Genomic DNA, 21,856 nt, shown 5'->3' with positions numbered 1-21,856 from the left:
TCCATCGAGCACGGTCGGGAGAAACGACCACCGGGGGAGAGCCTCGGCGGCCGGGTCTTGAGCCTTTGGAGTCACAATGATCAATGCGTCATGATGTTTTCCGAGAACCACTTGCGCCATTCGGCGGTCATCTCGGCCCGCAGCTTGGGATCGGTGTCCAGCGTGGCGTCCCACTGCTCGGCCGTCGTCAGCATGCCCGGCAGTTTGGCGATTTCCGGGTCGACTGCCGCATTGGTCACGACCGGACTGCCGTTGTTGATCTCGGCGATTTTCGCCTGGACGTCCGGCGACAGTGCGATGTTCATGAACTGGTAGGCCAGATCGGCGTGTTCGCTGCCCTTGTTGATGCCCATGGCATCGATGCCAAGCACGGCGCCTTCCTTTGGCATCGCCAGTTCGATGTCCACGCCTTCGTCCATCATGTGGTAGGCGTTCATCGACAGCAGCAGCTGTACTGGCGTCTCCCCGGTGGCGATCAACTGCTGGCTGTTGGCGTCGTTGGTATAGAACGCCTTGATATTGGGAATGAGCGCCTTGAGTTTGTCCTGGCCGGCCTCCCAGTGCTCGGCGTCGGCACCTTCGAGCTTGGCAGCCACAGCGATGATATGGCTCGGATCCCAGTCGGGTAGTGCGATGGTGCCCTCGAGCTCGGGATTCCACAGGTCTTCCCAACTGTCGAAAGTGATGTCGTCCGGCACCAAGTCCGGGCGATAGCCGATGGTGTAGACGTAGCCCCACACGCCGATGTGATTCGGGCTCAGCTTGGCCTGATGCACGAGATTCTTGGCATTGGGGATCTTGCCCATGTCCAGGTCCTCAAACAGGCCGTCGTTGGCGTAGAGCCAACCCACGTGGGACGTGGTAAAGGTGATATCGGTTTCGGCACTGCCAGCCAGCTTGGCCTTGTTGAGACGGTCGATGGTGCCGCCGGTCACGTATTCGACCTCGACGCCGGTCTGTCGGGTGAACTCCTGGCCGATGGCCTCGTCGATGAGATCGCGGAAACTGCCGCCCCAGGTGCTGACGATCAACTTGTCGGCAGCGTTCGCACTTGAGATGCCCATCAGGCTGGCACTCAGCAGGGTCAGAGCGATGGCTTTATGCATTGTTTTAGCTCTCGTTCGATGGTCGAAAGGCGTGGTGTCGGGCAGCTCGTGATGCCGTCGTGTCGCGTGAACGTCGACGGAATACGACGCGGTCACTTGAGACATGGCGATCAGCCGTTCACCGTTCGAGGCCATCATGGCCTCGCGCGGCGGGATCGGTAAAACAGCCTTTGCCGTTGCCTTGCGTAGGAATTTCCGATGCAGCATGGCGCGGGGCGGCGCCAGGCTCGTGGGCATCGCCGGCGCCTGTGCAGGCACTGACGCATCGAGACACGCTGTCGTATGATCGAGGCCGAGAGGCGGGACGCTCGTGGTCAAACGCCGCGGCCACTGCTGCATGCGCCGTCTTGCGAACTCGCCATCGTCGCTTCGAAAGCGCTATCTTCGTATCGAGAACCCGCCATGCTCAGTCGAATCACACAACGCCAACTCGAATACTTCGTCGCCTCCGGCGAGGCAGGCAGTCTGCATGGCGCGTCCGAGCGCTTGCATGTCTCCTCGCCCTCGATCTCGGCCGCGATCAGCCATATCGAGTCCGAGCTGGGGGTTCAACTCTTCGTGCGGCATCACGCCCAGGGGGTCTCGCTCACGGCGATTGGTCGCGAGGTGATGAAAGAGGCGAAGCTGATTCTCGACCAGGTGAGCAACCTCTACACCATCGCCTCGGAGTCGCTGAACACCATTCGGGGGCCCCTGCGCGTCGGCTGCTTCGGCTCGCTGGCACCGATGATCACGCCCGAGCTGGTATTCGGTTTCGGGCGGGCGTTTCCAGGGGTTCGCATCAGTCAGTTCGAGGGCGACTACGAGCAGCTATTGGCCAAGCTGCGAAGCGCGGAGATCGACATTGCCCTGACCTACGATCTGGTGTCGAACGACGATATCGACTTCCAGCCGCTGGCCCGGCTGCCGCCCTACGTGATGGTGGGAGAGCATCACCCGTTCGCGAATCTGTCGGCGGTGACGATGGACGATCTGGAAACCCACCCCATGGTCCTGCTGGACATGCCGTGGAGCCGGGAATACTTCCTCAGTCTGTTCCTGCCTGCCGGCGTCACGCCGAACATCGTGATGCGGTCGAGCAATCTCGAGGTGGTACGGGCGATGGTCGCCAACGGCGTCGGCTACAGCATCGCCAACGTGCGTCCCAAGGCCAATCTGTCACTGGACGGCAAGCGTCTGATTCGAGTGAGGTTGGCCGGCGAGCACCGGCCCATGCAGTTGGGCTACGCTGTCGCCAGGAACGCGCAGCTGTCGCGCGTGGTCAGCGCCTTCGCCGAGCGCTGCCGGATGTTTGTGTCCGACCAGTACATTCCCGGTATGGCGGCGCCGAGCTTCTTCGACCCGCATTCGGTCCGTGCGATCGAGGATATCGGCTGAGGGCGCCGGCGACAGCGAACACTGGGCTGACATCGGGGATTGAGAGTGGCGCGGGCTCGGGACGGTTCCTGAATCGTAGGGCAGTCGTCGTGAATCCAGTAACCGTGGATCTAGTAGCCGCGAGCCGGATTCACCTGATGCCACACGGCTTCGCCGCGCTCGAGACGGCCGATATTGTCGGCGATTTGGCGCGCGGCGGACTCGGGAATGGCCACCGAGGCGAGGTGCGGCGTGATTAGCACGTTGTCCAGTTGCCACAAGGGATCTTCCGGCGGCAGCGGCTCACGGTCGAACACATCCAGCGTGGCCTCGGCGATGCGCCGGCTGGTTAGAGCCTCGGTCAGTGCCCGCTGGTCGACGATCGCGCCTCGGGAAACGTTGATGAAGCAGGCCCCCGGAGGTAGCAGCGCCAGGCGCTTGGCACTTAGAAGCCCACGGGTCTCGGGCGTTAGCGGCAGCATCGTGACCAGGATATCGCTCGCGCCGATAAAGTCGTCGAGCCGTGACATGCCATCGACGCAGGTCACACCTTCCAGCCGTTTGGGCGAGCGCGACCAGCCGCGGACATCGAATCCCTGACGGACCAGCTCCTGCGCGGCGCAGGCGCCCAGCTCACCGAGTCCTAGCACGCCGACGCGGATACTATCCGGCAGCCGGGGGTGCAGATAGTGCCAGCGTCGCTCGCGCTGGGCGCGTTCGAAGGCGGGGATGTCGCGGGCGTAGCGGAGGACGGCGAAGAGCACATAGCTTGCCATCATCCGCCCCATGTCGGGGTCGGAGACGCGGGTAATTGGAATGGCCGGCAGGTCGTTGCGACCGACCAGCGAGTCGACGCCGGCGCCCAGGTTCACCAGCAGCTTCAGGTTACGGTAGCGGGCGAAGAAACCCTCAGGCGGTTTCCAGGCCAGCGCATAGAGCACGCTGTCCGCGTCGTCGACGTCTGCCGCCTGACGGATTCGTACCTGTGGCAGCAGCGGCGAGAGCAGATTGCGCCACGCCTCGAAGCTGTCGAACTGGCTGTAGAACACCAGCGTCGGCGTCATGCCCGGTCCTCCAGCAGCTCCGCCACGGCCGACAGCGCCAGGCGATAGCCGGTGGCGCCCAGGCCTGCGACAACGCCGGTCGCTGCCTTCGACACGTAGGAGTGGTGGCGAAAGCTTTCGCGCTGCCAGATGTTGCTCATGTGGACTTCGATGATCGGGCCGTCGAAAGCGAGCAGCGCGTCGAGAATCGGTACCGAACTGTAGGTGAGCCCCGCCGCGTTGATGATGATGGCATCGGCGCTATGACGCGCTTCCTGAATCCAGTCCACCAGCACGCCCTCGTGGTTGCTCTGGCGAAACTCGAGTGTCAGTTCGAGCGCGCCGGCGTGGCGCTGGCAACCCTGCTCTATGCTGGCGAAGCTCTCGCTGCCGTAAGTGCCGTGCTTGTCGAGGCCATAGAGATTGGCATTGGGACCGTTGAGAAAGTAGACGCGATGGGGCATGGGGGCTCCGGAATCTCAGGCCGAGGGCTGCGTGGCGCGCAGGGCTGGGTGCTGGCTCAAGCGCTCGAACCAGGCCGCGGCGCGAGGATGGTCGCGTCGCCAGTCGAGATCGGCGAAGCGGAAGTCGAGATAGCCTAAGGCGCATCCGATGGCGATCACGCCGATGTCGTCTGGCTGGTCGCTGAGGATGGGCGCCTGCGAGTCGATCTCGGCCAGTGCGGCGCGAACCTTGGTCAACTGTGCCTCGGCCCAGGGCGACCACTGAGCCGCCGCCGGGCGGGCCGTGAATTCGTAGCGCGCCAGCAACGCGGCATCGATCAGGCCGTCTCCCAGCGCCTGACGTGTCAGGCTGATCCAGCGTGCATCGCTTTCAGCGGGGAACAGCAAGCCGCCGGCGAAGGCGTTCAGGTATTCGCAGATGACGCGGCTGTCGTAGAGCGATATGCCCTCGGGGGTGCGCAGCGCCGGGACCTTGGCCAGCGGATTGAATGCGGCGATGCGCTCGTCGCGCTCCACCGGGTGGGCGGCGGAGTCGAGTCGCTCGATGCGATCGGTCAGACCAAGAACCTGAGCGCTGATCATGACCTTGCGCACGAAGGCGGAAGTCGAGGCGTAGTACAACAGGAAACGAGTCGAATCGCTCATGTGGGCTCCTTGTTCTTGTCGGGCGCAGTGCTGACCTTCAATAGGCGCCGGCGGGGACCAGCAGCACCTTGCCGATGTTCTCGTTGGCTTCGAGGCAGCGATGAGCCTCGGCGGCTCGCGCTAGCGGTAGCGCGGCGTGAATCAATGGACGCACGTCGCCCGATGCTAGCCACGGCAGCAGATGCTGGCGGATGGCCGCGGCCATCCGCGACTTCTCCTCATGGCTCTTGGGGCGAAGCGTCGAGGAAGTCAGGCTCAGGCCCTTGCGCATCAGCACCGATAGATCCAGCTCAATGTGCTGACCCTGTATAAACGACAGGCTGACGTGGCGCCCGCCCGGGGCCATGGCCGCCAGATTCCTGGCCACGTAGGGCCCGCCGACGTTGTCCAGTACCACGTCGACGCCGCGGCCTTCGGTCATGTCAGCGATGACATCGACGAAATCTTCCTCGTGGCGATCCACGGCGCGCCAGACGCCGAGCTTTTGCAACGCGGCGATCTTGACCGCGTCACCTGCGGTCGCGATCACGCGGGCGCCGGCGGCATGAGCGCACTGCACGGCGAAGGTTCCCACGCCGCTGGCGGCGCCGTGAATCAGGACGGTCTCGCCCGCCGTCAGCCGCCCGCACTCGAACAGGTTGTGCCAAACGGTGAAGGCCGCTTCGGGAACGCCCGCGGCGACCTCCAGAGAGAGGCCGGTGGGCACGGGCAGGCAGTGAGCGGCGACGGCCATGCAGTATTCGGCGTATCCGCCGCCGCCGAGCAGTGCCATGACGCGTTCGCCGACACTGATGTCGGTCACGCCGTCACCCACGGCAACGACGGTGCCGGCGGCTTCCAGACCCAGCACGTCGGTGGTGCCTGGCGGTAGCGGCGCACCGCTGCGCTGCATCAGGTCCGAGCGGTTCACGCCGGCCGCTGCGACACGGATGAGGATCTCGCCTGGACCCACGGTGGGTAGCGCTCGCTGTACACAGGCGAGAACGTTGGGGGCGCCCGGTTGGCGGGCGATCACGGCCAGCATGGTATCGGATAGAGGCATGGCGAGGCGTTCCTGTTCAGCGCTTATCGTATTGAGAATGGCGTGTCGATCAAGCAGACGTCGCGTCGGCGGCGAAGGCGCAGATGCCGTCGTCTTCGAAGGCCAGGCCGACGACCGCGCCCACGGGCCAGCGAGTCAGAGATTCGACCCCCGAGCGGCGTACGAACAGACGCGCCTGATCCAGTGACGGCACGTCCAGGTGAACGTCGACGTGATCGCCTTGGAACACGTGGTTGACCACCGTGCCGGTCAGTAGCGTGTCGCCGTCCAGCGGTACCAGATGAATGTTTTCGGGACGAGCGTAGACCGCCAGACGCGCGCCCACCGAAGCATGAATGCGATCGGCGGGCAGGCGCAGCGTGGCGTCGCCCAGCTCGATATTGGCGGCGTCGTCACGGCTCAGATAGCGCCCCGGGAGCACGTTGGCATCACCGACGAAACCGGCCACGAACGGGTCCTCCGGGGAGCGATAGATGGCATCCGGCGTGCCGATCTGGCGCACGTGCCCGGCGGACATCACCACCACGCGGTCGCTCATGCTCAACGCTTCGCCCTGGTCGTGGGTGACGAAGACCGTGGTCACGCCCAGCTTGCGCTGAATCTCCTTCAACTCGAGTTGCATCGACAGGCGCAGGTTCTTATCCAGCGCCGAGAAGGGTTCGTCGAGCAGCAGCACCTTGGGTCGAATCACCAGTGCACGGGCGAGGGCGACTCGCTGCTGTTGACCGCCGGAGAGCTCGCGTGGCATACGCTCGCCGAAGCCCTCAAGCTTCACCAGCGCCAGCGCCTGGGCGACCCGTTCATCGATCTCTGCCTTCGGCGTGCCGCGCATGCGCAGCCCATAGCCGACATTCTTGACCACGCTCATGTGCGGGAAGAGCGCGTAGTTCTGGAACACGATGCCGATTTCCCTTTGGTAGGGCGGAGTCTCGGTGACCAGTTGGTTATCGATGAATATCTCGCCATTGTCGGCTTCGAGAAAGCCGGCCATGAGATTCAAGAGCGTTGTCTTGCCGCAGCCCGATGGGCCGAGAAGCGTGACGAACTCACCCTCGCGGATCTTCAGTGAGATCCTCTGCAGCGCGATCGCATCGCCGAAGCGCTTGAGAATGCCGTCGAGTTGCACCGCGACACGCTCGGGTATGGTGGCTGGCGAGCCGACGGCGAACGCCGGGGCGGCGGAAGGTGGACTCTGGGATACGGTCGCCACGGGCAGCTCCGATTGTTGGAAAGTGGGAGGGTCAGAATGCTGAAATGTCAGAGGGAACGGTGTCATCAGGGATGACGGCGATGACGTCGATCTCCATCAGCCACTGCGGCTGTCCCAGTGCCGAGACCACGAGCCCGGTGGAGATCGGATAGACGCCCTTCAGCCATTTGCCGACCTCCTGATAGACCGGTTCACGGTAGCGTGGATCGATAAGGTAGGTGGTCGTCTTGACGATGTGCGAGAGGTCTGAGCCGGCCTCTTCCAGTAACTGCTTGACGTTCTTCATCGCCTGCTCTGCCTGGGCCCTAGGGTCGCCCAGGCCGACGAGAATGCCGTCGAAGTCGGTGCCGACCTGACCGCGAACGTAGATCGTATTGCCCGCCCGTACGGCCTGGCACAGGTCGTTGTCCAGCGACTGATTGGGATAGGTCTCTTTGGTGTTGAACATGCGAATGCGGGTATGGGTGGGCATGCCGGGCGACTCTCGAGGATCGGGATGGATCAAGCTTTGCATCCCGGCCGCCACGGCGAAACCAGCATTTACATAGGGTCATGCTTAGGAAAAGCCGAAGCGACCTTCCCCGGCGCGTGAACGCCGGGAAAAGCAGGTCCCGGATCAGATGACCTTCTTGCGCAGCCAGGCGGCCAGTGCCTCGCCCAGGATGACCAGGGCGATGATCGCCAGCAGGATGGTGGCGACGGTCTGCCACGCCAGCGTGTCGATGGCGCCCTGAAGGATCACGCCGATCCCGCCGGCGCCGACCAAGCCGAGCACCGTCGACTCGCGCAGGTTGATGTCCCAGCGCAGGATGCCGACCGCGAAGAAGGTCGGCATGACCTGCGGCACGATGGCGTAGAGCACCACCTTGGCCCGCGAGGCGCCGGTCGCTTCCAGCGCCTCCACCGGGCGGCGGTCGATCTCCTCGATCGCCTCGCCCAGCAGCTTGCCGAGAAAGCCGATCGACCGGAACATGATCGCGATGATGCCGGCCAGCACGCCGGGACCGAAGATCGCCACGAACAGCAGCGCCCAGATCAGCGTGTTGACCGACCGGCTCGAGACCAGGATGAAGCGCCCCAGCCATAGGGTGAAACGGTTGGGTGTCGTGTTCTGGGCCGCGATGTAGGCGATCGGCAGCGACACGAAGACGGCCACGAAGGTGGCGATCGTGGCGATATTGAGCGTCTCGACCAGTGCCCACAGAATCGCTCGCAGATTGCTCACGTCCGGCGGCACCATGCGTCCGAACAGGTCGCCGACCTGGGCCGGGGCATCCCACACCCACGGCCAGATGATATCAATGCTCTCCACCGCCCACACCACGGCAGCGGCAACCACTAGCATCGTGGCGAAGCGCTTCCAGCGCTGTTGCGGGGTGTAGCGCGCCCAGGCGCGCTCGGCAACGGTTTGCGTCATCCGATGTTCCTCCTGATCCGACCGCTGATCGCTTCGCTGACCAGAATCACGCCGATGATCACCAGCGTGATCGCCAGCGCGAAGTCGTAGTCGTAGCGGCCGAAGGCGTTCATCAGCGTGGAGCCGATGCCGCCGGCGCCGACGATGCCGACCACCGCCGAGGCCCGCAGGTTGCTGTCGAGTTGATAGATGCCGAGGCCGATCTGGCGCGGCATGATCTGCGGCAGCACGGCGAACTGCAGCACGCCGATATAGCGGGTGCCGCTGGCCCGAAGCGCTTCCACCTGACCCCAGTCGATCTCCTCGATCCGTTCGGCCAGCATCTTGGCGACGAAACCGATCGAGTAGAGCGTCAGCGTCAGGATGCCGGCCACCGGACCGAAACCGACGGCCTTGACGAACAGGATCGCCACGATCACCGGATGGAAACTGCGCGCCAGAATGATGATCGCTCGCCCGATCACGTAGATCGGCCTGGCGGCGATGTTGCGGGCCGCCATGAACGCGATGGGTAGGCTCAACGCGAGACCCAGAAGCGTCGCCAGGATGGCGATCTGCAGGCTTTCGAGAAAGCCGTCGATGAGCAGTTCGTACCGGTCGAAGTTGGGCGGGAAGGCGCCGGAGAAGATGCGTGCGGCTCGGGTCATGCCCTGGCTGATGCGATCGAGATCGAAAGGCAGGATCGAGATCGCCCAGATGGCATAGATCGCGACGCCGACGACCAGGCCCCAGCGCAGCAGCGGGTTGGCGATGAACGGTGGCTTGCGCCAGTGTCGTGGCGATGGAGGCGCTGTCCGGTCTGTGCCCGTGCTCATGACACCACCGCCCTGGCCTGCGCCGGGCCAGCGTCGGCTTGTTGGCGCTCGTCGCCCGGCGTGCCGCTGTAGACGGCGTCCATCGCTTCCTGATCCAGATCGGCGGGAACGCCGTCGAAGATCAGCTTGCCGAAGCGCATGCCGACGATGCGCTGGGTGTATTCCCGTGCCTCGGCCACGTTGTGGATATTGATCAGTACCGGTAGCGACAGCTCCCGGGACAGATTCTGCAGCAGCTCCATGATCTGGCGCGAACTGACCGGGTCCAGCGAGGCCGTGGGTTCGTCGGCGAGCAGAATTTCCGGTTGCTGCATCAACGCACGCACCACGCCGACGCGCTGGCGCTCGCCGCCGGAGAGCGCATCGGCGCGCTTGTTGGCGTAGTGGGCGATGCCGACGCGCTCCATCAGGTGATAGGCGCGCTCGATGTCTTCCGCCGGGTACTTGCGCAGCGCCGCCCGCCAGTAGGGGATGTAGCCCAGCCTCCCGCACTGGACGTTCTCCATCACCGTCAGCCGGTCCACCAGGTTGAAGCCCTGGAAGATCATCCCGATTCGCCGGCGCGCCTTGCGCAGCTCTTCGCGTTTGAGAGACGTCAGCTCCAGGCCGTTGAGCTCGATACTGCCTCCCGTGGGTTCCACCAGGCGGTTGATGCAGCGCAGCAGGGTGCTCTTGCCGGCTCCCGAGGCGCCAATGATCGACACCACCGATTCGCCGGGAACGTCGAGATCGAGCCCGCGCAGCACCGGCTCGCCATGGCCGTACCGTTTGACCAGATTCTGAATGCGCAGCATGAGGGATCCTCGTGGAGAAACGGCGCCGAGTGTCGGCGCCGTCCGGTTTTTCTGCAGCATGACCGTGCTAAATCACGAACCGGGCTATTCGATGTTTTCCTGTGACCGGGCTATTCGATGTTTTCCTGTGAGTAGACGACGCCGTTGGCATCCTGGATGTCACGAATCACTTCCCAATCCTTCTGGTATGTCACCGGGACGAACTTGGTCACGCCGTCGAACTCCTCGCCCAGTTCGGTACCTTTCATGTCGAAGCTGAAGAAGGCTTCCTTGATCTTGTCGATCAGCTCGGGCTTGAGGTTGTAGGCGTAGGTATAGGAGGTGGTGGGGAAACGCTTGGATTCGAACACGATCTTGACCTCTTCCGGGTCGTAGAGACCGCGTTCGGCCATGCGATCGACCACCTCGGAGGCGACCGGCGCGGCGTCATAGTCACCCGCGACCACGCCCAGCATCGACTGATCGTGAGAGCCCGAATAGACCACCTCGTAGTCCTCGTCGGGGGTGATGCCCTGCTCGGGGAACAGGGCGCGTGGCGCCAGGTTGCCGGAGTTGGACGTGGGCGAGGTGTGCGCGACGCGCTTGCCCTTTAGGTCGCTCAGCTCGTCGATGCCGCTGTCCTTGCGGGTGTAGACCTGCAGGGTGTAGCCGAACTCGCCATCGTCGCTGCCCATGATCGCGAACGGCACCGCCCCGGCGAGATTGACCGCGAATGGCGTCGGCCCGGTGGAGAAGCCCGCGACCTGGATGCGCCCGCTGCGCATCGCTTCGATCTCGGCGGCGTTGGACTGCACGGCGTAGAAGCGCACGTCCTTGCCGGTCACGTCGCGGAGGTGCTCGATGAACGGTTCCCAGATATCGGCGTAGATCGCCGGATCCTCGACCGGGGTGTAGGCGAAGACCAGCGGATCGGGATCGAGGAGTTGGGATTCGTCGCTCGGCGCATCCGCGACCAGGTCGCCGTCGGCATCGCAGTACATGGGCGCCAGATCCCCGCGCTGCGGGCACTCCTCGGCGGCCTGTGCCGCAACGCTGAGGCCGCAGCCGAGTAGCAGCGTGGCCAACAGGGAAAGCGGCAGGCGTAGCGAGAGGGAGCTGGAGGGTTCGAGACGTCGTGGCATGGCGGATCTCCTGGGACGGAGGTTGTTATAGGCGACACCGACCGCGCGAGTTGTCGATCTTTTTAGGAAACACTGCATAAATGCCTGCGCAGGCGAATTGCTGCGTTGCGCGGTGCTCGAAGACTCGCCTAACCCCATGTTATGTCTCGCCTTCTGTGCTCCGTGCGCCTTGCGCTTCATCCTGCTCGTCGATTTATTCAGTATTTCCTTTAGGGACGCTTTCGGTGTCATGGTTTTGTCACAGTGTGGGCAAAATCCGCCGCAAAGCGCATTCGACTTTCGCTAATGACTGCATTTCATGTTCGTTTCCGAGCAGGGAGAGAAGAGTGTTGGCGTTTTTAATGTTATGTTATAACATTAAATGGTCGAGACGCTCCCGAGGAGGCCGCCATGCCGTTACCGTTTATCGAGGATGAGAGCCAACTGCTGGCAATGCCCGAAGGCGCCTACATGAACGAGGCTCAGCTCGACTTCTTCAGGCGGCGTCTACTGGCGGAGCAGGCTGAGCTGGAAGCCGCGCTGGAAGAGACCCGCCGCACCATCGTCGACAGCCGTGGTGCTGGCGACGAAGCCGATCTGGCCGCCAACGAGGAGACGCTGCGTCTGCTGCTGCGCCAGGCCGACCGCGAGACACGCCTGCTGCGCAAGATCGTCGGCACGCTGAAGCGGCTGAATGAGGGCGACTACGGCTTCTGCGAAGAGACCGGCGCGCCCATCGGCCTGCGGCGATTGCTGCTGAGACCCACCGCCACGCTGTGTCTCGAGGCCAAGCAGCGTCAGGAGCAGCGCGAGCATCACTACGCCAGGCGGCACAGCGCCTGACACGCCGAGTGCCGGCGACCCCAACATCCATGGCCCATTCGATACCGAGGCCGACCCGGACCTACCTTGCTGGAGGAATCCATGAACCCATTGCCCGTTACCGTGCTGTCCGGCTTTCTCGGCGCCGGCAAGACGACGGTGCTGAATCATCTGCTCAACAATCGCGACGGCCGGCGCATCGCGGTGATCGTCAACGACATGAGCGAGATCAATATCGATGCCGCCCTGGTGGAGCGCGAGGTCGATCTCAACCGTGCCGAAGAGAAACTGGTCGAGATGAGCAACGGCTGCATCTGCTGCACGCTGCGCGAGGATCTGCTGATCGAGGTGAATCGGCTCGCCGAGGAAGGACGCTTCGACTACCTGGTGATCGAGTCCACCGGCATCTCCGAGCCGCTGCCGGTGGCGGAGACCTTCACCTTCGAGGATGAACAGGGGCGCAGCCTGTCCCAGGTCGCCCGACTGGACACCCTGGTCACCGTGGTCGACGGCGCCAACTTCCTTTCGCAATACCATGAGGCCAAGTCGCTGGCGGAAGCCGGCGAAAGCCTGGGCGAAGAGGACGAGCGCAACGTCGCCGACCTGCTGGTGGATCAGATCGAATTCTGCGACGTGTTGCTGATCTCGAAATCCGATCTGATCGATACGCGTACCCTCGGCGAACTGGAGGCGGTGTTGAAAAGCCTCAACCCCGAGGCCGAGATCCTGCCCATCAGTCACGGTCAGGTCGCGCTGGATCGGGTGCTCGACACCGGCCGCTTCAGCTTCGAGAAGGCCCAGCTCGCCCCCGGCTGGCTCAAGGAGCTGCGCGGCGAGCACGTCCCCGAGACCGAGGAGTACGGGATCTCCAGTTTCAGCTTCGAGGCGCGCCGCCCGTTCCACCCCCAGCGCTTCTTCGAGCTGTTGCACGGCGACTGGGGCGACGGTCGTCTGCTGCGTTCCAAGGGCTTCTTCTGGCTCGCCAGCCGGCCGCAGTACGCCGGCCAGTGGAGCCAGGCCGGCGGCATTGCCCACCACGGCTTCGCCGGCCTGTTCTGGCGTGCGGTGCCCGAGTCGCGCTGGCCTCAGGATCCTGAGTACCGTGCCTCGATCCTGGAGAAGTGGCAGGAACCCTTCGGCGACATGCGCCAGGAGCTGGTCTTCATCGGCCAGGGCCTGGATGCCGTCGAGATTCGCCGGCGCCTCGAGGCTTGCCTGCTCACCGACGATGAACTGTCGCGCGGCAAGGATTACTGGATGACGCTGCCCGACCCCTTTCCCGAGTGGGCCGCTGCCGCCTGAGTCCATCGTGGCGGCTCGCTGGTGCCGCCTCGCTGTGGTCTGGTCTCCACCAGAGCTTCCCCGGTAGTCCCTCGTGGGCTTCACCGGGGTTTTTTATGGTCGCCGTTCTCCGGATGCCCACTTCGCGACCTCGACGACCACCTAGGTGGGTTTTTGTTTTCGTCATCGAGAGGCAGGCATTGCCAAAGAATTATTAGCAAGCTACATTTTCGCCATCATCCATCTCAGGAACAGGATTCATGGCCTCTCCCAAGCTGTTTACGCCGCTCGAACTCGCCGGGCTCGAGCTGGCCAATCGCATCATGATTTCACCGATGTGCCAGTACTCCGCCGACGAGCACGGCAACATGACCGACTGGCACACCATCCATCTCGGCAACCTGGCGCTCTCCGGCGCCGGGCTGTTGGTGATCGAGGCGTCGGCGGTGGCGCCGGAAGGGCGCATCACCCCGGGGGACGTCGGGCTCTATTCCGACGCCAACGAGCAGGCGATGGCGCGCACGCTGGAGGCGGTACGGGCCCATTCGCCGATGCCGATCGGCATTCAACTCGGCCACGCCGGCCGCAAGGCCTCCTGCCAGGCACCCTGGGAAGGCGGCGCGCAGTTGAGCCTGGAAGCCGGAGGATGGCAGACCGTGGCGCCTTCCGAGGTGCCCTATCAGGACGATCAGCGTCCGCCGAGGGCCATGACGCTCGACGACATCGAAGCGCTCAAGGCGGGCTTCGTCGCGTCAGCCAGGCGTGCCGATCGCCTGGGTTTCGATCTGATCGAGCTCCACGCGGCCCATGGCTATCTGCTGCATGAATTCCTGTCGCCGCTCTCCAACCAGCGCGATGACCAATACGGTGGCAGCCTCGAGAATCGCATGCGGATCGTGCTGGAAATCTTCGATGCCGTGCGCGAGGTGTTCCCGGCAGACAAGCCGGTGGGTATCCGTATCTCCGGCAGCGACTGGGTCGAGGGCGGCTGGGATCTGGCGCAGAGCGTGACCCTGGCCAAGGCCCTCGATGCCCGAGGCTGTAGCTTCATCGATTGCTCCGGTGGCGGTCTCGATCCACGTCAGGCGCTCGATGTCGGCCCCAGCTATCAGGTGCCGTTCGCCCGTCGCATGAAGCAGGAGATCGCCATGCCGGTGATCGCGGTGGGTCTGATCACCGAGCCGGAGCAGGCCGAAGGCATCGTCTTCAGCGGTGAAGCCGACGCCGTGGCGCTGGCCCGCGGCATGCTCTTCGATCCGCGCTGGCCGTGGCACGCCGCCGCCAAGCTCGGCGCCAGCGTGCACGCGCCCAAGCAGTATCTGCGTAGCCAGCCGCATACCTTGAAAGGGCTATTCGGCTAGGCCGTTCCCGGAGACGTCCGGCGCCTCCAGGGTAGGCGCCAGGGCCGCCTCGTGGAAATCGAGCTCGGGGTGGTGATGTTCGGCAGCGATCCGCATGCTGACCGAACGGCCTGCTGCGTCAATCATCCCGCTCCGCGGATTCGGCCCCATGCAGAGTGGCGATGGCCTGGCGAACGTCCTCCAGGCTGGTCGGGTCGTCGATGGTGGCGGGCACGTCGAAGGTCTCCCCGTCGGCGAGCTGGCGCAGCGCGCGACGCAGGATCTTGCCGGAGCGGGTTTTGGGCAGCCGATCCACGACCCGGACCTGCCTGAAGCTCGCCACCGGGCCGATCCGTTCCCGCACCAGGGCGATAAGCTCCCGCTCCAGCTTCGCCTCGTCGCCATCGAAGCCATCCTTGGGAATCACCAGGCCCAGCGGCAGTTGCCCCTTCAGCGCGTCCTGCGTCCCGATCACCGCGCACTCGGCCACCGCTGGATGCGAGCCGAGCACCTCTTCCATCTCGCCGGTGGAGAGCCGGTGGCCGGCGACGTTGATCACGTCGTCGGTACGGCCCATCACGAACAGGTAGCCGTCCTCGTCGAAATAGCCACCGTCACCGGTGAGGTAGTAACCCGGATAGGTCGCCAGGTAGGCCGAGTGCAGGCGCTCGGGGTCGCCCCAGATGCCGGCGAGGCAGCCCGGCGGCAGCAGCTGCTTGATCACCACGCTGCCCTCGGTCAGGGCGCCCACCTCCTCGCCGTGGCGGTCGAGGATGCGCACATCGTAGCCCGGCACCGGAAAGGTGGCTGAGCCGGCGCGGGTCGGCACGGGGTCGAGCCCCAGCGGATCGGCGGCGATCGCCCAGCCGGTCTCGGTCTGCCACCAGTGATCGACGATGGGAACGTCGAGATGCGCCTTGAGCCAGTGGTAGGTGGGCGGGTCGAGGCGCTCCCCGGCCAGGAACAGCGAGCGCAGGCAGGAGAGATCGTAGCCCTCCATCTGGCGGGCCTCGGGATCCTCCTTCTTGATCGCGCGGAAGGCCGTCGGGGCGGTGAAGAAGCTCTTCACCCGATACTCGTCGATCACCCGCCAGAAGGCGCCGGCATCGGGGGTACGCACCGGCTTGCCCTCGTAGACCACGCTGGTGGCGCCGCGCAGCAGCGGACCGTAGACGATGTAGGAGTGGCCGACCACCCAGCCCACGTCGGAGGCGGAGAAGAAGACGTCTCCCGGGGCAATGTCGTAGATCGTCTCCATCGAGTAGTGCAGTGCCACCGCGTAGCCGCCGGTATCGCGCACCACGCCCTTGGGTTTTCCGGTGGTGCCGGAGGTGTAGAGGATGTAGAGCGGGTCGGTGGCCTTCACCGGTACGCAGTCGGCGGGCTCGGCCGCCGTCATCAGCGTCTCCCAGGCCGCTTCGTTGGGGCCGATCTCGGCGCGGCAGGCGTCGCGCTGCAGATAGACGCAGTGGGCCACCGCATGGGCGCTGCGCGACAGCGCCTCGCGTACGATCGGCTGGTAGGGTATCACCCGGTCGGGTTCGAGCCCGCAGGAGGCGGCGATCACCACCCTGGGCTTGGCATCCTCGATCCGCGCGGCCAGCTCCCGCGGCGCGAAACCGCCGAACACCACCGAGTGGATGGCGCCGAGACGCGCGCAGGCCAGCATCGCGATCAGCGCTTCCGGCACCATCGGCAAGTAGATCACCACGCGATCGCCCGGGGTGACGCCCAGCCCGCGTAGCGCGCCGGCGCAGCGGGCGGTGGTGTCGCGCAGCTCACGATAGCTGTAGCGCCGCTGCTGGCCGCTGAGCGGAGAGTCCCAGTAGATCGCGGTGCGCTCGCCGTGCCCCTGCTCGACGTGGTGGTCGAGGGCGGCGTGACACAGATTGAGCTCGCCATCGCCGAACCAGCGGGCGTGTCCGCTCGCGTCGTAGGCGAGCGCCCGGGACGGTGGCGCGAACCAGGGAAGGCGTCGCGACTGACGCATCCAGAAGGTTTCCGGATCCTCGATCGAGGTGCGGTACTCGTCCTGATAGCGACTCATGGATCCCTCCCGCTGCAGTGCCTGTCCCGGCCCATCTCGCCGGGGCTTGGTGACACTGTATGAGGGGGAAGGCCCGACGACCGTCCGACCATCGGCTAGGTTCGACGAATGGACGCCGAACCCGGCGTGGCGTGCCGGCACGCCCGGTACGCTGGCGTCACTCCCGTGGTGTCATCGGGATTCGAAATCGCGCTCGGCCCGGGCCACGGCATCGTGGGCGTGCAGGCTCTCGGCGTGGGTGACGTCGACGCGATAGCCGAGCACGTCGGATTGCGCCTCGCACTGCTCGGCCAGCCGTCGTGCGGCATCCTCGCAGAACATCAGGTTGGCGCCATTGCGCTCGGCGAAGGCCTGCTCGTCGATGCGCTTGACCAGCGTCTGCACCGGCGTCTGCAGGGTCTGCTCGAAGGCGTCGATGCGCGCCGCCGGCGCGAAGGGGGCGGCATCGGCCAGGCGCAGCGCGATCGCGGCCCGGCTGCGCTGGCTGTGGGGCGTGGGGAAGCTGCCGCGGTGCTCGATCCAGTCGGCCACCGTGTCCGCATCGAGGTTCGCGGTGTTCTGCTCCTCGGCCCAGTGGCGCCAGTCGCGGGCCATGGCATGCCTGGCCAGTGCCGTCGAGCAGGGGCAGGTGGAGGCGTAGTCGAGCTCGAGGGTCAGGGTCCGGGTCAGACCTTGATGGCTGCCCTCGAGGGCCAGCGTGAGCGGGTAGTGGCGCCAGCCGCTGGCGTCACTGAGCAGGGCACGGCGCCGTAGCGGCAGATCGAGACGCAGCGCCAGATAGAGGCGCTGGCTGGTGTCGTGCTGGCTATCCAGCAGGGCATGCCCCAGGGCGTCCAGCCGGTCCGGCGTCAACGGCGCTTCGTCGAGGCGGTCGAGCAGGCGGTAGAGGCGCGACATATGGATGCCGCGCTGGCCGGCGGCGAGATCGACACCGACGTCGGCGGTGGCCGGCAGCCGAGTGCCATCCTCCCATTGCAGCCGGATGGCGATGCCCTGCATGCCGACATGTTGCAGGGCGCGGTATGACGCGCCCTGGGACGGTTCCGGTTCGCGCCCAGCGGCGACATCCGGTAGCGGGGGTAGGGTGAGGTTCATGAGTGCTCATCGATATCATTAATGTTATTTTATAACATATCTTTTGACGTCGATGCGCACAACCTTCACTCGCCGCCGAGTTCGCGCATGACCTGGTAGAGCGCCGACTTCGCTTCGAACCCGACGCCCGGGACGTCGGGCAGAGCGACGTAGCCATCTTCCACCCGGATGCCGTCGGCAAAGCCGCCGAAGGGCTGGAACACGTCCGGGTAGGATTCGTTGCCGCCCAGGTGCAGGCCGGCGGCGATATTGAGCGACATCTGGTGGCCGCCGTGGGGTACCAAGCGACGGCTGGACCAGCCCATCCCGGCCATGACATCGAGCGTGCGCAGATACTCCACCAGACCGTAGGAGAGCGCGCAGTCGAACTGCAGGTAGTCGCGATCCGGGCGCATGCCGGCGTAGCGCAGCAGGTTGCGGGCATCCTGGTGCGAGAACAGGTTCTCGCCGGTCGCCATCGGCAACTCGTAGTGGTTCGCGAGCTCCGCCTGCAGCGCGTAGTCGAGCGGATCGCCGGCCTCTTCGTACCAGAACAGATTGTAGGGCTTGAGTGCCTCGGCGTAGGCGATGGCCGTCGCCTGGTCGAAGCGGCCGTTGGCATCGACCGCCAGTCGACTGCCGTCGCCGACGATCTCCAGCACCGCGTCGATCCGGCGCAGGTCCTCATCCAGCGGTGCGGCGCCGATCTTCATCTTGACCACGCTGTAGCCGCGATCGAGATAGCCGCGCATCTCCTCCTGCAGCTTCGAGTGGTCCTTGCCGGGATAGTAGTAACCGCCGGCGGCATAGACCCAGACCTTGTCGTCGGCCTGACCATCGCGGTAGCGCTCCGCCAGCAGCCGATAGAGCGGCTTGCCCTCGATCTTGGCCACGGCGTCCCAGACCGCCATGTCGATGGTGCCGACCGCCACCGAGCGCTCGCCATGGCCACCGGGCTTCTCGTTGGTCATCAACGTCTTCCAGATGGCGAACGGGTCCAGGTTGTCGTGTTCGTGATCGATCAGCGTCTCGGGGTCGGCTTCCAGCACCCGGGCCAGAAAGCGGTCGCGCATCAGCGCGCCCTGGCCGTAGCGACCGTTGGAGTTGAAGCCGTAACCGATCACCGGCTTGCCGTCGCGGATCACGTCGGTGACCACCGCGACCACCGAACAGGTCATCTTGGAGAAATCGATGTAGGCATTGGCGATGGGAGAGGCGATCGATGCGGTCTGTTCGCGGATATCGACGATACGCATGGCTGAACACTCGTGGAGGAAGGAGAGGCCACGATAACGGTGGCGTCGACTCGCCAGCCAATGCTATTAACGGGGTTTGACATGCCGAAACGGCATTGCCATTGGTAACCCTCTCACAGGACTCCACCCATGGAACTGGTCTGGCTCGAGGACTTCATCGCCTTGGCGGAGCACGGCAGCTTCGTGCGCGCCGCCGAGGCGCGCCATATCACCCAGCCGGCCTTCAGCCGAAGAATACGCGCGCTGGAGGCGTGGATGGACGTCACCCTGTTCACGCGAATGCCCCAGGGGACGTCGCTGACCGAAGCCGGGCGGGCGATGCATCGCGGTGCGCTGGAGTCCGCCACCCGCCTGCATCGGTTGCGCGAAGAGGTTCGGGAGGTGGCGGGCAAGACCGCGCGAACCCTGCAGTTTGCGGCGACACACTCGCTGTCGTTCACGTTCTTCCCGCGCTGGATTCGTCAGATCGAGAAGGGCGCGCCGCTCGAGGCGCTGCAGCTGCACACCGAGAGCATGGCGGAATGCGAGCAGAGGCTGATGCAGGGGCGGGTGCATTTTCTGCTCAGCCACCGTCACCCGGAGGTGCCCACGCGACTCGATCCGGGCCGATTCGAGAGTCGAAGGATCGCGCAGGACACGCTGGTACCACTGATCGGTGCGGAATTGGGCAGAAAACTCGGCGAGGGCAAGGACGCAGCGGCGGGCTTCGATCCCGAATTCCTGCCGGCGGACGATCCCGCCGTTCCGTATCTGGCCTACACCGACGCTTCCGGACTGGGGCGCATCGTTTCCCACCGCCTGCGCAGCGATGCCGAGTTCGCCTCGCGCGCGCCGCTGTTCTCGAGCCATCTGGCGGCAGTGTTGATGTCGATGGCGTTGGAGAACAAGGGGATGGCCTGGCTCCCGCTCATCCTGGCGGAGTCGGAGTGGCGCGGTCGTCAACTGGTCCGGGCGCTCGGACCGGCCTGGGACATACCGGTCGAGATTCACATCGCCCGGGCCAGGGCGGCGCTGCCTGCCGCTGCCGAGGAATTCTGGCAGCGCCTGGCGACGTTGCCCTAGACCGTCACGCTGAGCCGGATGCCCCGATGTCGGCCGCGTTACTCGCTGCCGATACGATCGAGCAATGCCATTTGAGCATCAGGTATCTCCAGCGCGGCCGCCTGGATATTCTGCTGCAGATGCTCGGGCGACGAGGTGCCGGGGATCAGCAGGATATTGGGCGAGCGCTTGAGCAGCCACGCCAGCGCCACCTGCATCGGGGTGGCGTCGAGGGTCTGCGCCACCTCGGACAGTGTTTCCGACTGCAGGGGCGTGAAGCCGCCTAGCGGGAAGAACGGCACGTAGGGAATCCCGTCCGCGGCGAGCCGGTCGATCAACGCATCGTCGGCGCGATTGGCCAGGTTGTACTGGTTCTGCACGCAGACGATGGGGGCGATCTTCTGTCCGTCGGCGACCTGGGTGGCGGTGACGTTGCTCAGCCCGATGTGCTTGATCAGGCCGCGCTCGCGGAGCTCGGCCAGGGTCGTCAGCGGCGCCTCCAGCGAGCCTTCCGCCGGGCCGTGGACGTCCAGCATGCTGCGCAGGTTGACGACCTCCATCTGTTCCAGGCCCAGGTTGCGCAGGTTGTCCTCCACCGCCTGGGTCAGCTCGGCTGGGGAGAGCGCGGGCAGCCAGGCGCCGGTTTCATCGCGTCGGGCGCTGACCTTGGTGACGATGCAGAGATCGTCGGGATAAGGATGCAGTGCCTGTCGGATCAGTTGGTTGGTGACGTGGGGGCCGTAGAAATCCGAGGTGTCGATATGATCGATACCGGCGGCGATGACCTCCTCGAGCACCTGCAACGCCCGTGCCGGATCCCTGGGCGGACCGAACACGCCGGGGCCGGCGAGCTGCATGGCGCCGTAGCCCAGGCGCTTGACCCGACGATCGCCGAGGGCATATGTACCGGCCTTGTCGATGAGAGACATGGTTCACTCCTGTATCGAATAACGAATGGTGGACGCTCTTGTGAGTCCTGCATGGTAGGCCTGCCGATGCTGTGCGACTATTCCGTTCAATCCATACAGGGCGTACGGGAAAGTGCACAATGAGCGCCGATCTCGGTGATCTTCAGGTCGTGCTGGCGGTGGCCAGAGCCAAGGGGTTTCGGGAAGCCGCGAGACTGAGCGGTACCAGCGCCTCGCGCTTGAGCGATGCGGTGCGGCGTGCGGAGACCGCACTCGGCATTCGACTGTTCCATCGCACCACTCGGGCGGTGACGCTGACGCGAGCCGGCGAGGCGCTGGTGGCGCGCTTGTCGCCCGCGCTGGCGGAGGTGGAAAGCGCGCTGGATGCGGTCAACGGCTTCAAGGATCGCCCGGCCGGTACGCTGCGGCTCAACGTGCCGGTCAGCGCATCGAGACTGGTGCTGCCCTCGATCCTGCCCGACTTTCTCAAGGCCTACCCGGAGATCCGCGTGGAGATCACCGCCGACAGCGCGGTGACCAATATTCTCGCGGCGGGATACGACGCCGGCATTCGCTACGATGAGCGCCTCGAGCAGGACATGATCGCCGTGCCCATCGGCCCGCGCGAGCAGCGTTTCGCGCTGGTCGCGTCGCCCGACTATCTGGCCCGCTGCGGCACCCCCGAACATCCCCGGGATCTGCTCGACCACGCCTGCATTTACGGCCGTTTCACCAATGGCAACCTGGCGGTCTGGGAGTTCGAAAAAGGCGAAGAGTTGATCCGTATCGAGCCCCATGGGCCATTGGAGGTCAGTATCGGTGGCGGGGTCGATCTCGGCGTCGACGCCGCGCGGCAGGGCGTCGGCCTGATCATGCTGTTCGAGCAGTGGCTCCGGCCCGACCTGGAAAGCGGTGCATTGATGCCGGTACTCGAACCCTGGTGGCCACGGTTTTCCGGCCCCTATCTCTACTACGCCGATCGCCGGCTGGTACCCGGCCCGCTGCGCGCCTTCATCGACTTCATCCGCGATCACGACTAGCGTTCCCGCCGGCGCGATGACGTATCCTGGCCCTCTCCGCCGCCTCCCTGGAGCT

Annotated in this window: 22 protein-coding genes; 6 read left to right on the top strand and 16 right to left on the bottom strand. The window is 65.1% G+C overall.

What is annotated here, in order from left to right:
- Positions 1-80: 80 nt before the first annotated feature.
- Positions 81-1,106 (bottom strand): ABC transporter substrate-binding protein, encoded by a 1,026-nt coding sequence (locus F0A16_RS10825; RefSeq protein WP_149435409.1) that lies wholly within the window; start codon positions 1,104-1,106, stop codon positions 81-83.
- Between the two features lie 402 nt (positions 1,107-1,508).
- Here F0A16_RS10825 and F0A16_RS10820 point away from each other — a divergent pair, with 402 nt between their 5' ends.
- A complete protein-coding gene (locus F0A16_RS10820) occupies positions 1,509-2,483 on the top strand; it encodes a LysR family transcriptional regulator (protein ID WP_149435408.1) in 975 nt (324 codons plus the stop codon).
- Positions 2,484-2,593: 110 nt separating this feature from the next.
- Here the strand turns inward: F0A16_RS10820 and F0A16_RS10815 are convergent, their stop codons facing one another.
- The 10 genes from F0A16_RS10815 to phnD all read right to left on the bottom strand — a co-directional run bounded on the left by F0A16_RS10815 (position 2,594) and on the right by phnD (position 11,013).
- Positions 2,594-3,526, bottom strand: a complete 933-nt coding sequence (locus F0A16_RS10815; protein ID WP_149435407.1) for a 2-hydroxyacid dehydrogenase — start codon at positions 3,524-3,526, stop codon at positions 2,594-2,596.
- Positions 3,523-3,969: a type II 3-dehydroquinate dehydratase gene (locus F0A16_RS10810; RefSeq protein WP_149435406.1), complete on the bottom strand. Its 447-nt coding sequence runs from the start codon at positions 3,967-3,969 to the stop codon at positions 3,523-3,525. Before F0A16_RS10810 ends, F0A16_RS10815 begins: the two co-directional genes overlap by 4 nt.
- A 15-nt stretch (positions 3,970-3,984) precedes the next feature.
- Positions 3,985-4,614 (bottom strand): glutathione S-transferase family protein, encoded by a 630-nt coding sequence (locus F0A16_RS10805; protein WP_149435405.1) that lies wholly within the window; start codon positions 4,612-4,614, stop codon positions 3,985-3,987.
- A 37-nt stretch (positions 4,615-4,651) separates the two neighbouring features.
- The gene (locus F0A16_RS10800) at positions 4,652-5,656 is read right to left on the bottom strand and encodes an NAD(P)H-quinone oxidoreductase (RefSeq protein ID WP_223119770.1); all 1,005 of its coding nucleotides are present in this window, start codon (positions 5,654-5,656) and stop codon (positions 4,652-4,654) included.
- A 49-nt stretch (positions 5,657-5,705) separates the two neighbouring features.
- A complete protein-coding gene (locus tag F0A16_RS10795) occupies positions 5,706-6,866 on the bottom strand; it encodes an ABC transporter ATP-binding protein (protein ID WP_223119769.1) in 1,161 nt (386 codons plus the stop codon).
- Positions 6,867-6,897: 31 nt separating this feature from the next.
- Positions 6,898-7,380 carry a RidA family protein gene (locus F0A16_RS10790; protein WP_239023789.1) on the bottom strand — a complete coding sequence of 161 codons (483 nt, stop codon included), beginning with the start codon at positions 7,378-7,380 and terminating at the stop codon, positions 6,898-6,900.
- Positions 7,381-7,482: 102 nt separating this feature from the next.
- Positions 7,483-8,283: a phosphonate ABC transporter, permease protein PhnE gene (gene phnE / locus F0A16_RS10785; RefSeq protein ID WP_149435403.1), complete on the bottom strand. Its 801-nt coding sequence runs from the start codon at positions 8,281-8,283 to the stop codon at positions 7,483-7,485.
- Positions 8,280-9,098: a phosphonate ABC transporter, permease protein PhnE gene (gene phnE / locus F0A16_RS10780; RefSeq protein ID WP_149435402.1), complete on the bottom strand. Its 819-nt coding sequence runs from the start codon at positions 9,096-9,098 to the stop codon at positions 8,280-8,282. Before phnE (F0A16_RS10780) ends, phnE (F0A16_RS10785) begins: the two co-directional genes overlap by 4 nt.
- Positions 9,095-9,892 (bottom strand): phosphonate ABC transporter ATP-binding protein, encoded by a 798-nt coding sequence (gene phnC, locus F0A16_RS10775; RefSeq protein ID WP_149435401.1) that lies wholly within the window; start codon positions 9,890-9,892, stop codon positions 9,095-9,097. The genes phnE (F0A16_RS10780) and phnC overlap by 4 nt, the downstream gene beginning before the upstream one ends.
- A 110-nt stretch (positions 9,893-10,002) precedes the next feature.
- A complete protein-coding gene (phnD, locus tag F0A16_RS10770; RefSeq protein ID WP_149435400.1) occupies positions 10,003-11,013 on the bottom strand; it encodes a phosphate/phosphite/phosphonate ABC transporter substrate-binding protein in 1,011 nt (336 codons plus the stop codon).
- A gap of 390 nt (positions 11,014-11,403) precedes the next feature.
- Here phnD and dksA point away from each other — a divergent pair, with 390 nt between their 5' ends.
- The 3 genes from dksA to F0A16_RS10755 all read left to right on the top strand — a co-directional run bounded on the left by dksA (position 11,404) and on the right by F0A16_RS10755 (position 14,456).
- On the top strand, positions 11,404-11,835 hold the full coding sequence (dksA, locus tag F0A16_RS10765) for an RNA polymerase-binding protein DksA (RefSeq protein WP_149435399.1): 432 nt from the start codon (positions 11,404-11,406) through the stop codon (positions 11,833-11,835).
- Positions 11,836-11,916: 81 nt separating this feature from the next.
- On the top strand, positions 11,917-13,116 hold the full coding sequence (gene zigA, locus F0A16_RS10760; RefSeq protein WP_149435398.1) for a zinc metallochaperone GTPase ZigA: 1,200 nt from the start codon (positions 11,917-11,919) through the stop codon (positions 13,114-13,116).
- 239 nt (positions 13,117-13,355) lie between these two features.
- On the top strand, positions 13,356-14,456 hold the full coding sequence (locus F0A16_RS10755; RefSeq protein WP_149435397.1) for an NADH:flavin oxidoreductase/NADH oxidase: 1,101 nt from the start codon (positions 13,356-13,358) through the stop codon (positions 14,454-14,456).
- Here the strand turns inward: F0A16_RS10755 and F0A16_RS21715 are convergent.
- The 4 genes from F0A16_RS21715 to F0A16_RS10740 form a co-directional block, all read right to left on the bottom strand.
- Positions 14,445-14,582 carry a hypothetical protein gene (locus F0A16_RS21715; RefSeq protein WP_187775977.1) on the bottom strand — a complete coding sequence of 46 codons (138 nt, stop codon included), beginning with the start codon at positions 14,580-14,582 and terminating at the stop codon, positions 14,445-14,447. The genes F0A16_RS10755 and F0A16_RS21715 overlap by 12 nt on opposite strands.
- Positions 14,575-16,482, bottom strand: coding sequence for a propionyl-CoA synthetase (locus F0A16_RS10750; protein WP_149435396.1), 1,908 nt, complete (start codon positions 16,480-16,482; stop codon positions 14,575-14,577). Before F0A16_RS10750 ends, F0A16_RS21715 begins: the two co-directional genes overlap by 8 nt.
- Before the next feature lie 171 nt (positions 16,483-16,653).
- A complete protein-coding gene (gene folE2, locus F0A16_RS10745) occupies positions 16,654-17,577 on the bottom strand; it encodes a GTP cyclohydrolase FolE2 (protein WP_149435395.1) in 924 nt (307 codons plus the stop codon).
- Between the two features lie 65 nt (positions 17,578-17,642).
- Positions 17,643-18,812 carry a mandelate racemase/muconate lactonizing enzyme family protein gene (locus tag F0A16_RS10740; RefSeq protein ID WP_149435394.1) on the bottom strand — a complete coding sequence of 390 codons (1,170 nt, stop codon included), beginning with the start codon at positions 18,810-18,812 and terminating at the stop codon, positions 17,643-17,645.
- A gap of 129 nt (positions 18,813-18,941) precedes the next feature.
- On the opposite strand from F0A16_RS10740, the gene F0A16_RS10735 reads away from it, so the two are divergent.
- Positions 18,942-19,874, top strand: a complete 933-nt coding sequence (locus F0A16_RS10735) for a LysR family transcriptional regulator (protein WP_149435393.1) — start codon at positions 18,942-18,944, stop codon at positions 19,872-19,874.
- Positions 19,875-19,912: 38 nt separating this feature from the next.
- Here the strand turns inward: F0A16_RS10735 and F0A16_RS10730 are convergent, their stop codons facing one another.
- Positions 19,913-20,782, bottom strand: a complete 870-nt coding sequence (locus tag F0A16_RS10730; RefSeq protein WP_149435392.1) for an aldo/keto reductase family oxidoreductase — start codon at positions 20,780-20,782, stop codon at positions 19,913-19,915.
- A 119-nt stretch (positions 20,783-20,901) separates the two neighbouring features.
- Here F0A16_RS10730 and F0A16_RS10725 point away from each other — a divergent pair, with 119 nt between their 5' ends.
- Positions 20,902-21,801: a LysR family transcriptional regulator gene (locus F0A16_RS10725; protein WP_149435391.1), complete on the top strand. Its 900-nt coding sequence runs from the start codon at positions 20,902-20,904 to the stop codon at positions 21,799-21,801.
- The last annotated feature ends 55 nt before the right edge of the window (positions 21,802-21,856 follow it).

This window comes from Salinicola corii, from assembly GCF_008298015.1.
Taxonomy (GTDB): domain Bacteria; phylum Pseudomonadota; class Gammaproteobacteria; order Pseudomonadales; family Halomonadaceae; genus Salinicola; species Salinicola corii.
Note: the sequence above shows the minus strand (reverse complement) of the source record. Positions and strands in the feature narration are given on the sequence as shown.

What these genes read in the sequence shown, in the direction of transcription:
- F0A16_RS10825 (WP_149435409.1), bottom strand. Translation starts at nt 1,106, where the DNA reads ATGCATAAAGCCATCGCTCTGACCCTGCTGAGTGCCAGCCTGATGGGC.
- F0A16_RS10820 (WP_149435408.1), top strand. Translation starts at nt 1,509, where the DNA reads ATGCTCAGTCGAATCACACAACGCCAACTCGAATACTTCGTCGCCTCC.
- F0A16_RS10815 (WP_149435407.1), bottom strand. Translation starts at nt 3,526, where the DNA reads ATGACGCCGACGCTGGTGTTCTACAGCCAGTTCGACAGCTTCGAGGCG.
- F0A16_RS10810 (WP_149435406.1), bottom strand. Translation starts at nt 3,969, where the DNA reads ATGCCCCATCGCGTCTACTTTCTCAACGGTCCCAATGCCAATCTCTAT.
- F0A16_RS10805 (WP_149435405.1), bottom strand. Translation starts at nt 4,614, where the DNA reads ATGAGCGATTCGACTCGTTTCCTGTTGTACTACGCCTCGACTTCCGCC.
- F0A16_RS10800 (WP_223119770.1), bottom strand. Translation starts at nt 5,656, where the DNA reads ATGCCTCTATCCGATACCATGCTGGCCGTGATCGCCCGCCAACCGGGC.
- F0A16_RS10790 (WP_239023789.1), bottom strand. Translation starts at nt 7,380, where the DNA reads ATGCAAAGCTTGATCCATCCCGATCCTCGAGAGTCGCCCGGCATGCCC.
- phnE (WP_149435403.1), bottom strand. Translation starts at nt 8,283, where the DNA reads ATGACGCAAACCGTTGCCGAGCGCGCCTGGGCGCGCTACACCCCGCAA.
- phnE (WP_149435402.1), bottom strand. Translation starts at nt 9,098, where the DNA reads ATGAGCACGGGCACAGACCGGACAGCGCCTCCATCGCCACGACACTGG.
- phnC (WP_149435401.1), bottom strand. Translation starts at nt 9,892, where the DNA reads ATGCTGCGCATTCAGAATCTGGTCAAACGGTACGGCCATGGCGAGCCG.
- phnD (WP_149435400.1), bottom strand. Translation starts at nt 11,013, where the DNA reads ATGCCACGACGTCTCGAACCCTCCAGCTCCCTCTCGCTACGCCTGCCG.
- dksA (WP_149435399.1), top strand. Translation starts at nt 11,404, where the DNA reads ATGCCGTTACCGTTTATCGAGGATGAGAGCCAACTGCTGGCAATGCCC.
- zigA (WP_149435398.1), top strand. Translation starts at nt 11,917, where the DNA reads ATGAACCCATTGCCCGTTACCGTGCTGTCCGGCTTTCTCGGCGCCGGC.
- F0A16_RS10755 (WP_149435397.1), top strand. Translation starts at nt 13,356, where the DNA reads ATGGCCTCTCCCAAGCTGTTTACGCCGCTCGAACTCGCCGGGCTCGAG.
- F0A16_RS21715 (WP_187775977.1), bottom strand. Translation starts at nt 14,582, where the DNA reads ATGATTGACGCAGCAGGCCGTTCGGTCAGCATGCGGATCGCTGCCGAA.
- F0A16_RS10750 (WP_149435396.1), bottom strand. Translation starts at nt 16,482, where the DNA reads ATGAGTCGCTATCAGGACGAGTACCGCACCTCGATCGAGGATCCGGAA.
- folE2 (WP_149435395.1), bottom strand. Translation starts at nt 17,577, where the DNA reads ATGAACCTCACCCTACCCCCGCTACCGGATGTCGCCGCTGGGCGCGAA.
- F0A16_RS10740 (WP_149435394.1), bottom strand. Translation starts at nt 18,812, where the DNA reads ATGCGTATCGTCGATATCCGCGAACAGACCGCATCGATCGCCTCTCCC.
- F0A16_RS10735 (WP_149435393.1), top strand. Translation starts at nt 18,942, where the DNA reads ATGGAACTGGTCTGGCTCGAGGACTTCATCGCCTTGGCGGAGCACGGC.
- F0A16_RS10730 (WP_149435392.1), bottom strand. Translation starts at nt 20,782, where the DNA reads ATGTCTCTCATCGACAAGGCCGGTACATATGCCCTCGGCGATCGTCGG.
- F0A16_RS10725 (WP_149435391.1), top strand. Translation starts at nt 20,902, where the DNA reads ATGAGCGCCGATCTCGGTGATCTTCAGGTCGTGCTGGCGGTGGCCAGA.